General features: G+C 60.0%; 13 protein-coding genes. 3 read left to right on the top strand and 10 right to left on the bottom strand.

What is annotated here, in order from left to right; genetic code table 11:
• The first annotated feature begins 201 nt into the window (after positions 1-201).
• From KW837_RS14860 to KW837_RS14870, 3 genes are read left to right on the top strand one after another with little or no spacing between them, the layout of a single operon-like run.
• A complete protein-coding gene (locus tag KW837_RS14860) occupies positions 202-1,305 on the top strand; it encodes an efflux RND transporter periplasmic adaptor subunit (protein WP_218396843.1) in 1,104 nt (367 codons plus the stop codon).
• Positions 1,302-2,369 (top strand): efflux RND transporter periplasmic adaptor subunit, encoded by a 1,068-nt coding sequence (locus KW837_RS14865; protein ID WP_218396845.1) that lies wholly within the window; start codon positions 1,302-1,304, stop codon positions 2,367-2,369. The genes KW837_RS14860 and KW837_RS14865 overlap by 4 nt, the downstream gene beginning before the upstream one ends.
• Entirely contained in the window at positions 2,366-5,416 is a 3,051-nt protein-coding gene (locus KW837_RS14870) for an efflux RND transporter permease subunit (protein ID WP_218396847.1), read from the top strand. Before KW837_RS14865 ends, KW837_RS14870 begins: the two co-directional genes overlap by 4 nt.
• Before the next feature lie 135 nt (positions 5,417-5,551).
• Here the strand turns inward: KW837_RS14870 and KW837_RS14875 are convergent, their stop codons facing one another.
• The 10 genes from KW837_RS14875 to tcyN all read right to left on the bottom strand — a co-directional run bounded on the left by KW837_RS14875 (position 5,552) and on the right by tcyN (position 16,136).
• The gene (locus KW837_RS14875; RefSeq protein ID WP_218396849.1) at positions 5,552-6,178 is read right to left on the bottom strand and encodes a bifunctional 2-polyprenyl-6-hydroxyphenol methylase/3-demethylubiquinol 3-O-methyltransferase UbiG; all 627 of its coding nucleotides are present in this window, start codon (positions 6,176-6,178) and stop codon (positions 5,552-5,554) included.
• A 196-nt stretch (positions 6,179-6,374) separates the two neighbouring features.
• Complete coding sequence (locus KW837_RS14880) at positions 6,375-6,731, bottom strand: DUF6124 family protein (protein WP_218396851.1); 357 nt, start codon at positions 6,729-6,731, stop codon at positions 6,375-6,377.
• Positions 6,732-7,292: 561 nt separating this feature from the next.
• Positions 7,293-7,937, bottom strand: coding sequence for a methionine ABC transporter permease (locus tag KW837_RS14885; RefSeq protein WP_019581723.1), 645 nt, complete (start codon positions 7,935-7,937; stop codon positions 7,293-7,295).
• Positions 7,927-9,048 carry a methionine ABC transporter ATP-binding protein gene (locus KW837_RS14890; RefSeq protein WP_218396853.1) on the bottom strand — a complete coding sequence of 374 codons (1,122 nt, stop codon included), beginning with the start codon at positions 9,046-9,048 and terminating at the stop codon, positions 7,927-7,929. Before KW837_RS14890 ends, KW837_RS14885 begins: the two co-directional genes overlap by 11 nt.
• A 2-nt stretch (positions 9,049-9,050) precedes the next feature.
• A complete protein-coding gene (locus KW837_RS14895; RefSeq protein WP_218396855.1) occupies positions 9,051-9,860 on the bottom strand; it encodes a MetQ/NlpA family ABC transporter substrate-binding protein in 810 nt (269 codons plus the stop codon).
• A gap of 145 nt (positions 9,861-10,005) precedes the next feature.
• Positions 10,006-11,364, bottom strand: coding sequence for an LLM class flavin-dependent oxidoreductase (locus KW837_RS14900; protein ID WP_218396857.1), 1,359 nt, complete (start codon positions 11,362-11,364; stop codon positions 10,006-10,008).
• The gene (locus KW837_RS14905) at positions 11,364-12,557 is read right to left on the bottom strand and encodes an SfnB family sulfur acquisition oxidoreductase (protein WP_218396859.1); all 1,194 of its coding nucleotides are present in this window, start codon (positions 12,555-12,557) and stop codon (positions 11,364-11,366) included. The genes KW837_RS14900 and KW837_RS14905 overlap by 1 nt, the downstream gene beginning before the upstream one ends.
• 37 nt (positions 12,558-12,594) lie before the next feature.
• Positions 12,595-13,836, bottom strand: a complete 1,242-nt coding sequence (locus tag KW837_RS14910; RefSeq protein ID WP_218396861.1) for an SfnB family sulfur acquisition oxidoreductase — start codon at positions 13,834-13,836, stop codon at positions 12,595-12,597.
• A gap of 282 nt (positions 13,837-14,118) precedes the next feature.
• Positions 14,119-14,883 (bottom strand): hypothetical protein, encoded by a 765-nt coding sequence (locus tag KW837_RS14915; protein ID WP_218396863.1) that lies wholly within the window; start codon positions 14,881-14,883, stop codon positions 14,119-14,121.
• 503 nt (positions 14,884-15,386) lie between these two features.
• Positions 15,387-16,136, bottom strand: coding sequence for an L-cystine ABC transporter ATP-binding protein TcyN (gene tcyN, locus KW837_RS14920; protein ID WP_008068688.1), 750 nt, complete (start codon positions 16,134-16,136; stop codon positions 15,387-15,389).
• Positions 16,137-16,140: the final 4 nt, after the last annotated feature.

Genomic DNA, 16,140 nt, shown 5'->3' on the forward strand with positions numbered 1-16,140 from the left:
AAAAAAGTTAAACGAGGTGTGTCAGGCAAAACGAGACAGCAGGTTTTGCGTCTGCTGCGCAGCCGAGCGGGAGCAAGCTCCCTCGCCACAGGCAACCCCCAAGCCCCATGCGATGCAGCAAACCCGTGCACCTGTTGAACCCTGTTCTAAGCTCACAGTCGTATCGTCACTTGCACGTTCGTACAACGCAAAGGAGTCTGCATGGCGGGTCCCGGATTGAAATTAATGGTTGGCCTGAGCCTCTTCGCCCTGCTGAGCGCCTGTGGCGATAAAAAGCCCGTCGAGAAGGACCGCCCACGAGTCTTCGTGCAAGAGGTCAAGCCAACCGATTACGCCGCTGCAGTGACACTCACCGGCGACGTCCAGGCGCGAGTACAAACCGAACTGTCGTTTCGCGTGGGCGGCAAGATCATCCAGCGCATGGTCGATGTCGGTGACCGGGTTTCGGCCAAACAAGTGCTGGCCAAGCTCGATCCCAAGGACCTGCAAACCAGCGTCGACTCGGCCCAGGCCCAGGTCGTTGCCGAACAGGCGCGGGTCAAACAAACCGCCGCCGCCTTCGTTCGCCAACAAAAACTCCTGCCCAAGGGCTACACCAGCCAGAGCGAATACGACTCCGCCCAAGCCGCCTTGCGCAGCAGTCAGAGCGCGCTGACCGCCGCTCAAGCGCAATTGGCCAACGCCCGTGATCAACTGAGCTACACCGCGTTGATTGCCGAAGCGCCGGGAGTGATTACCGCGCGCCAGGCTGAAGTCGGCCAAGTGGTACAAGCCACGGTGCCGATTTTCAGCCTGGCCCGGGACGGCGAGCGTGACGCGGTGTTCAACGTGTACGAGTCACTGCTGACGGAGCCGCCGGCGGACAGATCGATTGTGGTCAGCCTGCTCGACAACCCGAAAATCAAGACCACGGGCACCGTTCGGGAAGTCACGCCGGCAGTCTCGGCGCAGACCGGCACAGTACAAGTCAAAGTCACCCTCGACAGCCTCCCCGAGGGTATGCAGCTGGGGTCGGTGGTGAGCGCCACCGCCAAGCCGGTGGGCAAAACCGCGGTGGAATTGCCTTGGGCGGCCCTGACCAAAAACCTCAGTGACCCGGCCGTGTGGCTGGTGGATGCCGAGGGCAAGGCGCAGTTGCACACCGTCACCGTCGGTCGTTACCTGACTGGCAAAGTCATTGTCAGCGCCGGCCTTAACGGGGGCGAAAAAGTCGTCACCGCAGGCGGTCAGTTACTGCATCCGGGCGTGCGCGTGGAGATTGTCGAGAACACCTACCAGCCCCCAGCGACAGGAGCCCAGCCATGAAGCGCCTGTTGCTGTTGTCCGCCGGTTTGTTGCTGGTCGCCTGTTCCAAGGAGGAAGCGCCGCCAGAACCGGTTCGGCCGGTGTTGTCGGTGGAAGTGAAGGCGCTCAATCAAGAAAACCTCGGCCGGTTTGCCGGCAGCATTCAGGCCCGTTACGAAAGCAACGTCGGTTTCCGGGTGCCGGGGCGTATCGCCAGCCGTAACGTCGATGTTGGCGCCGAAGTGCAGAAGGGCGCGTTGCTCGCGACCCTCGACCCCACCGATCAGCAGAACCAGTTGCGCTCCGCCCAGGGTGATCTGGCGCGGGTTCAGGCGCAGCTCATCAACGCTCAGGCCAACGCCCGGCGTCAGCAGGAACTGTTCAATCGCGGGGTTGGCGCGCAGGCGCAACTGGACATCGCCCAGACCGACCTGAAAACCACCCAGGCGTCCCTCGATCAAGCCAGGGCCGCCGTCGATCAGGCGAAGGACCAACTCAACTACGTTGAGCTACGCACCGATCACAAAGCCATCGTCACCGCGTGGAACGCCGAAGCCGGGCAAGTGGTCACGGCCGGCCAGCAAGTAGTGACCCTGGCGCAGCCGGACATCAAGGAAGCGGTGATCGACCTGCCCGATACCCTGGTTGATCAGTTGCCAGCCGACGTGGTGTTCCAGGTCGCCTCACAACTGGACCCGAGCATCACCAGCACCGCCATCGTGCGCGAAATCGAGCCCCAGGCGCAAAGCGCGACCCGTACCCGTCGCGCCCGCCTGAGCCTGGCCGATACGCCACCGGGCTTTCGCCTCGGCACGGCGATCAGCGTGACCCTCAGCTCCGCGATCAAGCCGCGCCTCGAACTGCCGGTGAGTGCGCTGCAGGAGGTCGATGGAAAACTGCGGATCTGGGTCGTTGATCCACAGACGCAAACCGTTTCGCCAAGGGAGGTCAGCCTGATCAGCCGGACCGATGCCACGGTGGTCCTGGCCAACGGCGTGAAAACCGGCGAGCGGGTGGTCAGCGCGGGTGTGAACAGCCTCAAACCGGGGCAGAAAGTGAAAATTGACGAGGACAGCCCGCAATGAAAGGGAGTTTCAACTTATCCGAATGGGCCCTCAAACATCAGTCGTTCGTCTGGTATTTGATGTTCGTCGCGCTACTGATGGGCGTGTTTTCGTACCTGAACCTCGGTCGCGAAGAAGACCCCTCGTTCACCATCAAAACCATGGTGATCCAGACTCGCTGGCCCGGCGCTACCCAGGAACAGACCCTCAAGCAGGTCACCGACCGGATCGAGAAAAAACTCGAAGAACTAGACTCGCTCGACTACGTGAAAAGCTACACCCGCCCCGGCGAATCAACGGTGTTCGTTAACCTGCTCGACACCACCAGTGCCAAGGACATCCCGCAAATCTGGTACCAGGTGCGCAAGAAGATCAACGACATTCGAGGTGACTTCCCGAAGGGCCTGCAAGGGCCGGGTTTCAACGATGAGTTCGGCGACGTGTTCGGTTCGGTGTATGCCTTTACCGCCGATGGCCTGTCGATGCGCCAGTTGCGCGATTACGTGGAACAGGTGCGGGCCGAAATCCGTGAAGTCCCGGGGCTGGGCAAGGTCGAGATGGTCGGCGAGCAGGATGAAGTCCTTTACCTGAACTTCTCCACTCGCAAACTCGCCGCCCTCGGCATCGATCAGCGTCAGGTGGTGCAGAGCCTGCAATCACAGAACGCCGTGACCCCAGCCGGGGTGATCGAGGCCGGTCCGGAGCGGATTTCGGTGCGGACTTCGGGGCAATTTGCCTCTGAGAAAGACCTGGCCAACGTCAACCTGAAGCTCAACGATCGCTTCTATCGACTGGCCGATATCGCCAACATCAGCCGTGGATACGTCGATCCGTCGACCCCGGAGTTTCGCTTCAACGGCCAGCCGGCCATTGGCCTGGCGATCGCCATGAAGAAGGGCGGCAACATTCAGGACTTCGGCAAGGCGCTGCACCTGCGCATGGTTGAGCTGACGGCGGACCTGCCGGTGGGCGTCGGTGTACACACCGTTTCCGACCAGGCTGTAGTGGTGGAAGAAGCCGTCGGCGGTTTCACCAGTGCGTTGTTCGAAGCCGTGGTGATCGTGCTGATCGTCAGCTTCGTCAGTCTTGGCGTGCGTGCCGGGCTGGTGGTGGCGTGTTCGATTCCATTGGTGCTGGCGATGGTCTTCCTCTTCATGGAATACAGCGGCATCACCATGCAGCGGATCTCCCTCGGTGCGCTGATCATCGCCCTCGGCCTGCTGGTGGACGACGCGATGATCACCGTGGAAATGATGGTCACGCGCCTGGAAATGGGCGAAACCAAAGAGCAGGCGGCGACCTTCGCCTACACCTCGACCGCATTCCCGATGCTCACCGGCACCTTGGTCACCGTCGCCGGTTTTGTGCCGATCGGCTTGAACGCAAGCTCGGCCGGTGAGTACACCTTCACGCTGTTCGCGGTGATCGCAGTGGCGATGCTGGTGTCGTGGATCGTCGCCGTGCTGTTCGCCCCGGTACTCGGTGTGCACATTCTGAGCGCCAATGTGAAACCTCACGACGCGGAGCCTGGGCGCATCGGTCGGGCGTTCAATGGCGGCCTGCTCTGGGCCATGCGCAATCGCTGGTGGGCCATCGGCATCACCGTGGCGCTGTTTGTGCTCTCGGTGTTTTCCATGCAGTTCGTGCAGAACCAGTTCTTCCCGTCCTCCGACCGCCCGGAAATTCTCGTCGACCTGAACCTGCCGCAAAACGCCTCGATCGACGAAACCCGCAAGGTGGTGGACAAGCTTGAAGCGACGTTCAAGGACGACCCGGACATCGTGCGCTGGAGCACTTACATCGGCGAGGGGGCGATCCGTTTCTACCTGCCCCTCGACCAGCAATTGCAGAACCCGTACTACGCGCAACTGGTGATTGTCAGCAAAGGCCTGGAATCGCGCACGGCCCTGACCGAGCGTTTGCAAAAGCGCCTGCGCGAAGAATTCGTCGGTGTCGGCAGTTACGTCCAGGCGCTGGAAATGGGCCCGCCGGTGGGGCGGCCGATTCAGTACCGGGTCAGCGGCAAAGACATCGATCAGGTGCGCAAACATGCGATTGCCTTGGCCACCGAGCTGGATAAGAACTCGCACATCGGCGAAATCATTTACGACTGGAACGAGCCGGGCAAAGTCTTGCGCATCGACATCGCCCAAGACCGGGCACGGCAACTGGGGTTGTCATCGGAGGATGTGGCGAACCTGATGAACAGCATCGTCGTCGGCTTGCCGGTCACGCAGGTCGATGATGATATTTACCTGATCAACGTGGTGGGTCGTGCCGAGGATGCCGAACGCGGCAGTCCGAAAACCCTGGAGAACTTGCAGATCGTCACCCCGAGCGGCACGTCGATTCCGCTGCTGGCGTTTGCCACGGTGCGGTATGAACTCGAGCAGCCACTGGTGTGGCGTCGTGATCGCAAACCGACCATCACCATCAAGGCCGCGGTGCGCGACGAGATTCAGCCGACCGACCTGGTGCAACAGCTAAAGCCGGACATTGACAAGTTCGCCGCCAGTTTGCCGGTGGGCTACAAAGTCGCCACTGGCGGTACGGTGGAGGAAAGCGGCAAGGCCCAAGGGCCAATCGCCAAGGTCGTGCCGTTGATGCTGTTTTTGATGGCGACCTTCCTGATGATCCAGTTGCACAGCGTGCAGAAGCTGTTCCTGGTGGCCAGCGTCGCGCCGCTGGGCCTGATCGGCGTGGTGCTGGCGCTGATCCCGACCGGTACGCCGATGGGCTTCGTGGCGATCCTGGGGATTCTGGCGCTGATCGGCATCATCATCCGCAACTCGGTGATTCTGGTGACCCAGATCGACTCTTTCGAGAAGAGTGGCTACACGCCGTGGGACGCGGTGGTGCAAGCCACGGAACACCGGCGCCGCCCGATATTGTTGACGGCGGCGGCAGCGAGCCTGGGGATGATCCCGATTGCGCGGGAAGTGTTCTGGGGGCCGATGGCCTACGCGATGATTGGCGGGATCATCATCGCGACTTTGCTGACGCTGCTGTTTTTGCCGGCGCTGTACGTGGCCTGGTACAAGGTTCGCGAGCCGAAGAAAGAGGCATAGAGGCGAGCGCTGCGCGCTCTATTCGCGAGCAAGCCCGCTCCCACATTCGATCGCGTCCGTCTGGACAACTCGGTCGAATGTGGGAGCGGGCTTGCTCGCGAAAGCGTCAGTACCGACACCTCAGACTTGAGCTGCTTACACCTTACGCCAAACACTCGCCAACCAAGGCTGCTGCTCCCGCGGCAGCCCCGTTGGCCGGTAGTAATGCTCAAGCTCCACAAACCCCGCTTCAGTCAGCATTTGCTGCCACACCTGAAGATCGTAATAAGCCCCATAACGCGGCCCGTTCCAGCCTTCCTGATTCTCGCCACGCGGATTAGAGCTGAACAACACACCGCCCGGTTTCAACGCCCCACGCAGTTCCTTCAGCACCCGAGGCAACTCCTGACTCGGAATGTGAAACAGCACGGCATTGGCGAATATCCCGTCAAACCGCTCGGTCGGCAGGTCAAGTTTCAGAAAGTCTTGCTGCCAGACTTCACAACCACTGTCCTCCCGGGCCATCTGTGCAAGCTTTTCAGAACCGTCGAGCCCGACGGCGCTGTGGCCCAGGCGGGTGAAGGTTTTCAGATCACGGCCAGGGCCGCAGCCAAAATCGAGAATGCTGAACGGCGCCTCACCCTGGATATGCCGCAACAGGGCATCGATGTTCTGGCTGACATCGTGATCGCGAGTGCCTTCACGGAAGTCCTCGGCCACCGCGTTGTAATGGCCCAGGGTGGTGGAAGTGATCTGCTCCAGGTCGTCGGGAGTCTGTTTCATGGTTGGCTGCGCAGGTAATTGGGATTAGCTGAATATACGCCATGACGCCGGGGGCTGCTGCGCAGCCATTCGCGAGCAAGCCCGCTCCCACAATGGATCGCGTCGAACACAAATTCCATGTTCACCGAAGATCGAATGTGGGAGCGGGCTTGCTCGCGAAAGCGGTATCACTGGCGACCAATGACTTCAGCCAGACTCAACTCTGTTTCATCCCCAGACATTCAATGGACCGATCAACCATCGCCTTGGCAATCTCCAGCAAATGCCAGACGGAGAACACCAATGCCCGATCGGCGCCCTTGAGTTGATCGCCGCACTGATACGCCGTGACCGAGGCGCAGCGCAACAGATCCGCCACATAAAGCTGGGCGTCTTCGAAGCTCACGTCTTTGCTGACGTTGTAGAAGCGTAATTCATCGGGCGCCGTCGGCTGCTTGCCGGTGAGGTGGAAATCGATCGCACGGTAGAGCGCCGATCGATCCCTGAGCAGGTCGTCGGTGGCGGTTTCGTTGGTGGGGTTTTCGGGAGGTGGATCGGGTACGGATTTTTTCATTGGTAAAACTCCTGGAATTAATTGGAGCCAACCGTTATCGCGACTAAACGAATAGGGGTGGCGGCTGCACGCAGGTTAGTCGACCGGTCTCCAGGCAATACCGGCGCACCCGAGGGTGCCCTGCGCACAGCCACCATAACTTTCAGGCAATGAAAAACACCTGACATGAGGTGGCGCTGTGCGCCTGGAAAGATCCGGGCGACTAAACCCGATCACTGATGAGCAGTGACGAACCGAGACTAGCCACCAGATTCTGTCGGCGCAAGCGAGCGGAATGATCTAGGAAACGTCCTGCAAATGAAAGGGATCGGGCCTGCTGGCACTCTGATTTTCTTGTGAGAAAACTTACGCTTCGGCGAGGGGATTGTCTTAATGCCAGTCAGTTAAGACGTAACGCGGTCTGTAGCAGCTGGCGAAGCCTGCGTTCGGCTGCGAAGCAGTCGTGAAATCAGAGTTCACGGTGTTTCAGGAAGACTGTGAAAGCAGGATTTGCGACTGCTTCGCAGCCGAACGCAGGCTTCGCCAGCTGCTACAAGGTGAGCATCGCGGCTGCTATCTCGATCAGCGCTTGTTGAGTCCACGCGCCAACCGATCCCCACCCAACTGAATCACCGCCACCAACACCACCAGCAACACAATTACCGTCAACATGATCTGGCTATCAAAGCGCTGATACCCATACCGATAAGCAATGTCCCCCAACCCACCGGCCCCAATCGCCCCGGCCATGGCTGACGAGTTGATCATCGTCACCAACGTAATGGTGAAACCACCGACAATCCCCGGCAGCGCCTCGGGCAACAGCACATGCCAGACGATATGCCAGCGTCGGCAGCCCATCGCCTGCGCCGCTTCAATCAACCCATGGTCGACCTCGCGCAAACTGACCTCGGCGATGCGTGCAAAGAACGGCGTGGCCGCAATGGTCAGCGGCACCACGGCTGCCCAAACGCCATACGTGGTGCCGACGATCAGGCGGGTAAACGGAATCAGCGCCACCATCAAAATCAGAAACGGAATCGAGCGGAACAGGTTCACGAACGCGCCCAACGCACGATTCAGCGCCGGTGCTTCGTAGATCCCGCCTTTGGTGCTGGTGACCAGAATCACCGCCAACGGAATGCCCGCCAGCAGCGCGATCAGCGACGACACACCCACCATCAAAAACGTGTCGATAAAACCCTGAAGCAACCGATCAAACCACATAACCCAGCACCTCCACCTGTTGCGCCCAGTTGCCGGCGCGCTGACGCAATTCCTCGGTGCCGAGGGACGAACCGGTCACCGCCAGCAACAATTGCCCGAGTGCATGGCCCTGAATCCGTTCCACGCCCCCTTGCAGCAAGCGCACGCGACCACCGAGAGCGCTGAACAGCGCCGCCAGGTCTGGCTCCTCGCTCGTGCTGCCGGTGAATTGCAAACGCAGCACCACAGCGGCGTCCGAAGACTGCGGCTGTGGACGCAAGCGGCTTTGCAGTTCTTCCGGCAGGCCGTGTTGCAGCGGCGCGAGCAAGGTCTTGCTGACCTCATGTTGCGGGTTGCCAAAAACTTCCCAGACCGGCCCTTGCTCGACGATTCGCCCATGTTCCAGCACCACCACCCGATCACAGATATCGCGGATTACCGCCATCTCGTGGGTGATCAGCACGATGGTCAAACCCAGCCGTTGATTGATCTCGCGCAGCAGGCCGAGGATCGATTGCGTGGTCTCCGGATCCAGCGCCGACGTCGCCTCGTCACACAGCAGAATCTCGGGATCATGGACCAGTGCGCGGGCGATGCCGACGCGTTGTTTCTGCCCGCCGGACAGCTGCGCCGGGTAGGCTTTGTGTTTCTCTTGCAGGCCCACCAGTTCCAGCAGCTCGCGAACTTTCTGCTCGCGCGTCTCCTTGGGCACACCGGCGACTTTCAGCGGCAATTCGACGTTCTGCCAAACCGTCTTGGCCGACATCAAATTGAAGTGCTGGAAGATCATGCCGATCCGTCGCCTTAGCGCCACCAGGCGGTCTTCGTCGAACTCGCCGATGTCCACCTGATCGATCAGCACCCGCCCGCTGCTCGGTTGTTCGAGGCGGTTGATGGTGCGGATCAGCGATGACTTGCCGGCACCGCTGCGACCGATGATGCCGAACACTTCACCGCGCTGGATCGCCAGGTCGATGCCGTGCAAGGCCGCCACCGGACCTTGCTGACCGTTGTAGGTTTTGCCCAGGCCGATAAAGCGCACGTGGGCGCGATTGAGGTCTGGGTGCAGTTCGGTTTGTGTGGCGTTATGTGGCTCCGGAAGTTCCAGTCGCCGTTGGATCGCGGCCGTCATGCTCAGCTTTCCCAACCGGCTTGATAGAGCTTGCCGTGGGCTTTATCCAGCGCTGCACGAACGGCGGGCGAATGCTGGTAGATGTCGACGAACTTGATCAGCCGCGGGTCGGTTTTGCTTTTCGGCTGGATCACGAACTGGATCACGTATTCCTTGTGATCGAGGCCATCGAACAGCAGGGCGGAACTGGCATCGAAGGTCTTCGACAGACGGATGTAGGCCGGGTAGCCCTGGACCAGATCGGCGTCGTCGTAGGCGCGCACCAGTTGCACGGCCTCGACCTGAAGGATTTTGATTTTCTTCGGGTTGGCGATGATGTCTTCTTCGGTGGCCTTGTAGCCGACGCCCGGTTTGAGGGTGATCAGCCCGGCCTTGGCCAGCAGTTGCAGGCCGCGACCACTGTTGATCGGGTCGTTGGCGATGGCCACGCTGGCACCTTCGGGCAAATCGTCGAAGCTTTTGTATTTCTTCGAGTAGAGGCCGACGTTGTTGATGATGCCCGGGGCGAACGGCACCAGGTCAAAACCGGCGGCGGCCTTGGCGTTTTCCAGGAACGGGATGTGCTGGAAATAGTTCACGTCGATGTCGCCCGAGGCGAGGCTGACGTTGGGGGCGATCCAGTCGCTGAACTCCACCAGTTCGACTTTCAGGCCTTGTTTAGAGGCTTCTTCTACGGCGGCTTCCAGGGGAATGGCGAAGGCGGCGGTAGTGCCGACCTTCAGCGGTGCGTCGGCGGCGAAGGTGACGGAACTGAAGAGGCCGAGGGCCAGGGCCAGTGCTTTGACTGGGTGGGGTAAGAGTTTTTTGGTCATGATGGTTTTCCAGTCAGGGCATTGAATGTGTGGTGTTTGGGTGGGCCTCTTCGCGAGCAAGCCCGCTCCCACAGTGGATCGAGTCGGGCACAAATTTTGTGTTCACCACAGATCTAATGTGGGAGCGGGCTTGCTCGCGAAGCTTTTAGCGCCGGTAACCGGCGCCTGTGTGTTGCTCAGGCAAATGCGCTTGGCCGTGAAACAGCTTTTCCCGCAGGCTGCCGTCGTCGTAAGCGGTCTTGTACGACCCTCTGCGCTGCAACTCCGGAATCACCAGTTCAATGAAATCCACATAGCTTTCCGGCGTGACAATTCGCGTCAGGTTGAAGCCATCCAGACCGGTTTCGGCGATCCACGACTCCAGTTCATCGGCCACCTGCTCAGGCGAGCCGACCACGGTGATGTAGCGGCCACCGAGGGCGTGTTGTTCCAGCAGTTTGCGGCGGGTCCAGTCGTTGTTTTGCAGGTTCTTGGTGGCGGACTGGATGGCGTTGCTCTTCACGTACTGGATCGGTTCGTCGAGTTCGTACTCGGAAAAATCGATCCCGGTGGACGCCGAAAAGTGCGCCACACCTGCCTCGGCACTGGCGTAGCTCAGGTACTCGGCGTGCTTGGCCCAGGCCAGCTCTTCTGTCTCGCCAACGATCACGTTCAAGCCCATGAACACCTTGATGTCCCAGGGATTGCGCCCGGCTTCGACGGCGCTGGCGCGAACCTTGTCCACCTGAACCCGGGTCGCCGGTTTGTTCTGACCGCTGATGAACACGCACTCGGCATGCCGGCCGGCGAACAGCAAACCGCGATCGGAGCTGCCGGCCTGGAACAGCACCGGCGTGCGTTGCGGCGACGGTTCGCAGAGGTGATAGCCCTCGACCTGATAGAACTCGCCCTTGTGCTCGATCTTGTGCACTTTCGCAGGTAAGGCGTAGATCCGCTGTTCGCGGTCGTTGAGCACCGCGCCGTTTTCCCAGCTGCCTTCCCAGAGTTTGTAGAGCACTTGCAGGTACTCGTCGGCCTGGTCGTAGCGGCGGTCGTGTTCCACCTGTTCGCTCAGGCCCATGGCCTTGGCGGCGCTGTCGAGGTAGCCGGTGACGATGTTCCAGCCGACCCGCCCACGGCTCAAATGATCAAGCGTCGACATACGCCGGGCGAACAGATACGGCGGCTCGTAGGTCAGGTTGGCAGTGAGGCCGAAGCCGAGGTTTCTGGTGACCGCTGCCATGGCCGAGACCAGCAGCAGCGGGTCGTTGACCGGCAACTGGATCGACTCTTTGAGCGGCACGTCCACCGAGTTTTGATAGACGTCGTACACGCCGACGATGTCGGCGATGAACAAACCGTCGAACAGTCCGCGTTCCAGCAACTGAGCCAGTTCAGTCCAGTACTCGATGGTTTTGTATTGGGTGGAATTGTCCCGTGGATGGGTCCACAGGCCATGGTTGATATGCCCGATGCAGTTCATGTTGAACGCGTTGAGCAGGATTTTCTTTTTGGCACCAGCCATCAAATGGTCCCTCGCAATGGAGGGTTTTCATCGTTGAGGTAGTAATTGCCGATGGCGTGATATTTCCAGCGCACCGGGTCGTGCAGGGTGTGCACCCGGGCATTGCGCCAGTGGCGATCCAGGCCGTGTTCCGCCAGGGTCGCCTGGCTGCCCGCCAGTTCGAACAGCGTGCTGCCGGCGGAGAGGGAAATTTCGGTGCTGATGGCCCGGGCTTCGGCAACGGCAATCGATGCGGCGGCGACGGTCTCGGCATTGGGGTCGGCCTGGGCCTGATCGAGGAATTCGCCGGAGCGTTCCAGCAGGGCTTCGGTGGCGTGCAGACGGATACTCAAGTGGCCGAAGCTCTTGATTGTCAGCGGGTCTTCGGTGGCTTTTTCATGAGTGGCGTCGATCCACGGCCGGGTCTTGGTGCGCACAAAATGCAGCGCATCTTCATACGCGGCGCGGGCGATGCCAGTGTCGATGGCGGCATGGAGAATCTGCGCCAACGGGCCGACGGTGGTCGGGCGTTCGAAAGCGCTTTGAAACGGGATCACATCCTCGGCGGCGACGTAGACGTCCTCGAACACCACCGAACCGCTGCCGGTGGTGCGCTGGCCGAAACCGCTCCAGTCGTCGATCACCGTCAGGCCTTTGCTGTTGCGCGGGACGAAGGCCAATTGCTGCACGCCGTTTTCGTCCACCACTGACGTGGGGATGCGCTGGGCGTAAATCGCGCCGGTGGCGTAGAACTTGCGGCCGTTGATGCGGTAGCCGTCGCCATCGCGAGTCAGGCTGGTGACGCGATCATGGGCGGTTTTGGTGCCCAGTTCCGCGAGTGCATTGCCGAAGCGCTGGCCGGCCAACACTTCTGCGTACAGGCGTTTTTTCTGCTCATCGGTGCCGTTTACGCGCAGCACTTCAAGGGCATAGAAATGGTTCTGCGGGATTTGTCCGAGAGAGCCGTCGGCCTGGGCGATCAACGCGATGACCTTGGCCAGGGTGACGTTGGAAACCCCGGCGCCACCGTATTCCTTTGGCACGCTGATGCCCCAAAGACCCGAACGGGAAAACACTTCCAGTTCCGGGTACGGCAAACGACGCTCGCGGTCGCGCAGGGCGCTGTCGCGTTTGAAATCATCGGCCAGGTCACTGGCGACAATCAGGGCTTGCTCATCGCTGGTGATGACCGCGACGTGGTGAGAAAGAGTCATGTGTTTCTCCAGGGATCTGGTCAAAAGGTTCTGGTCGTCAGATCCAGGAATGCCGCGCAGGCAAGGTTCCATTGAGGTGGTAAGCGCCGACCGCGTGATACTTCCAGCGCACCGGGTCGTGCAGCGTGTGCACCCGGGCATTGCGCCAGTGGCGGTCGAGGTTGAATTCGGCGAGGGTGGCGCGGCTGCCGGCCAGTTCGAAGAGTTTTTCGCTGGCCAGCAGCGAGATCTCGGTGGTCAGTACTTTGGCTTCCGCCACGGCAATCGAGGCGCGCGCAGCGGACTCGGCGGTGAGCGGCGCGGCGTTGACCTGATCGAGTACTTGCCCGGCCTTGCGCAACAACGCTTCGGCGGCGTGCAGTTCGATTTTCAGCTTGCCGATGTCGGCGATCACATAGAGGTCGTCGCTGGCCCGGTCGACCTTGGCGTCGATCCACGGCCGTGCGCGTTTTTGCACGAATTCGATGGCGTCATCGATGGCGCCCCGGGCGATTCCGGCGTCGATGGCTGCTTGAATCAGCTGCGACACGGCGCCTTGAGTATTCGGGCTGTCGTTGATCTTCCAGTTATCCACCACCAGCTCGGCGTCGACCCGCACGTTGTTGAGCAAAAGGGTGCCGCTGGCGGTGGTGCGCTGGCCGAAACCCGACCAGTCATCAACGATGCGCAGCCCGGGTGTACCGCGACGGACGAAGGCCAGCACTTGCTTGCCGTCGTCGTTCAGCGCCTTGACGGCCACCCAGTGGGCGAACAACGCGCCGGTGGAATAGAACTTCTGCCCGTTGATGACGAAGCCATCGCCGTCGGCGCTGATCCGCGCCTTGAGCTCCAGGGTATTTTTGGTCCCGCGCTCCGGTCCCGCGTTACCGATCCGCCAGCCTTCGAGCACGCTTTTGAACAGCTGTTTTTTCTGCGACTCGGTGGCGGCGCCGAGGATCAGGTTGAGAATCCCGAACTGGTTCTGCGGGATCTGCCCCAACGCCGGGTCGGCCGCGGAAATGATCGCGAACACCGAGGCCAGGGTGACGAATGAAACCTGCGGGCCACCGTATTCTCGCGGGATGGAAATACTGCCCAGACCGCTGCGGGTGAACTGCTCGATTTCCGACCACGGCAACTTGCGTTGCTGGTCACGTTTGGCTGCTTGCAGGCGGGCGACTTGCGCCAGCTCATGGGCCGCCTTGATGGCTTGTGCGTCGTTGCGCAAGACCTGCGCGGGCAACAACAATGGGGCGATGTCCAGATCACTCTGGATTACTGCGTCTGCCAGACTGGACATCAGTGCCGCTCCTTGGCTGCACGCAATGCCCTGGCGATTTGCACTGGGGTGATTGTGTTCCGGACCATACCTACCTCACATCTCATGAAAGCGCCGCATGGGTTGCGGCGAACGAAAAACACGAATGTCCGGTGGTCCGGTGTATATACCATAAACGTGTATAAATAATTAATGAACTAACTTTTAGGAATATGCATAGAAGGTACGTTACTCACCCGATAGATGAGTTGGCACGCCCCTTGTAGCAGCTGGCGAAGCCTGCGTTCGGCTGCTACATGGATCTCAGTGTTTGCGGGGTTCGGCGGCCATGAGTAACTCCTTTGGCCGGGCCTTCAAATAGGGATTGGCGCAACCGATCTTCAATCTGCGCGGTGGTGCCCACCGCGAGTTGTTACCCACCCGATCAAGAATGCAGTAGGTCACTTCCAGTCGAAGGTCTTCGCCGGCCTCGACAATGATCGCTGGGGGCACCCACACCTGAATCGGCTGACCCACATCGCAAGCCTTGAGCTTGGGCAGGTCCATGCGCACGTCGCCCCAGCGCAAGGTGATTTCGTCTTCGGCGGCCATGTTCAGGTACGGTTCGATGGTCAACGGGACACCGCGCTTGACCTGGTTCGGATTGACCCCCTGACGGCGAATAGTCTCGGGGATAAACACCGGCGCCAGGCTCTGGTTTTCCTCATCGCAAAGGGGCGAGGGCAGGCCGCCCGGGCAATCGAGTTTGATCTGGACGTGCGCCGCCGGTGATACCGCTGGCCCTTGCCCCACCTGCATGACCTTGTAATGGACGCGGGCAGAACCATTGGCAATGAAGCTTTCCGGCACCCGCAGGCTCACGGCTTTACTGTCATGGTCGGCCCCCAACACGCTGGAGGCGACATAGCAGTTGTCCCAAAACAGCTCGATCAGATCGCCTTCATCCATGCCGGGGTAGGGTGGCACGTCGATCATAAGATGAGCGGCCGAGGTGATGTTGATACCGGCCTTGTGGCTTTGCGCCAGGGTCGGGGCTGCAAGTTCAGGTTTGTTGGAAGTGCTGGTCATGGGTTTCTCTCCTTGAGGCTTTGCCGCGAAGTCCATTTCTGAAAGATCGAAAGGCGTGAATTACCAAGCAACAAAACGATTCGCTATTGGCGCGATTAAATAATAATGAGTGTGATGGCTGTTGCCTGTTGGGAACTAGATAAGAGTGCGTTTGAATAGGTGTCAATAGCGTGGGTTGGTTAAAGGTTAGTTCTTGCGTGATTCAGAAAGCTCCTACGCAGTAGGGTTAATAAACCGCATCACTCTGTCGAATAAAGTGGGGTATTTGGTGGGTTTTATGCCTCTGAGGCAGCAACCCTCTGAGCGTGGGTAGCAGGGTATTTTATAAATTTTAGGCGATATGAATCTGTTGCAGGACATATATATGTACCGCATGGGAGGCCGGGAAGTTATTTAGGGTGGGGCGAAGGGTGTAAGTCGTTGAAAGATGCTATTTGCTTTTATAAAGCGGAGTTAATGCCACTTCCATCCATGGAAGTTGACAGTTTTCGAGTGGGGCAGCACTAAGCGTTATTAAGAAACTTGCTGAGAAACTGCTTCGTCCGTTCCTCTTTCGGGTTGGCGAACAGTGCCTTGGCTTCGCCTTGTTCGACGATCACACCCTTGTCGAAAAACACCACACGGTTGGCCACGTCCCGGGCAAAGCCCATTTCGTGGGTAACGATCACCATGGTGCGTTTCTCCTCGGCCAGGCCGCGGATGGTCGCCAGCACTTCACCCACCAGTTCCGGGTCCAGCGCCGAGGTCGGTTCATCGAACAGGATCACTTCCGGTTCCATCGCCAACGCTCGGGCAATCGCCACACGTTGTTGCTGACCGCCGGAGAGGCGTCGCGGGTAAGCGTCTTCCTTGCCCGCCAGGCCGACCTTGGCCAACAGCTTTTTACCCAGGGCAACGGCTTCGGCGCGCGGGATCTTTTTCACCACCAACGGGCCTTCGATCACGTTTTCCAGGGCCGTGCGATGGGGGAACAGGTTGAAGTTCTGGAACACAAAACCCACGTGCTGGCGCAAGCGCCGTACCAGGCTCTGCTGCTGGTTCAGGGGACGGCTGCCATCGATCTCGATGTCGCCGACCTTGATCCGGCCGCTGCTAGGCTCCTCGAGAAAGTTCAGGCAACGCAGGAAGGTGGTCTTGCCCGAGCCACTGGGGCCGATGATCGCCACCACCTCGCCTTCCTTCACCTGCAGATCGATGCCGTTGAGCACCACCTGACCCTTGAACTGCTTTGTCAGTTTTTCCACGACAATCATTGGG

The sequence above is a fragment of the Pseudomonas sp. PDM24 genome (assembly GCF_019218905.1).
Lineage (GTDB): Bacteria > Pseudomonadota > Gammaproteobacteria > Pseudomonadales > Pseudomonadaceae > Aquipseudomonas.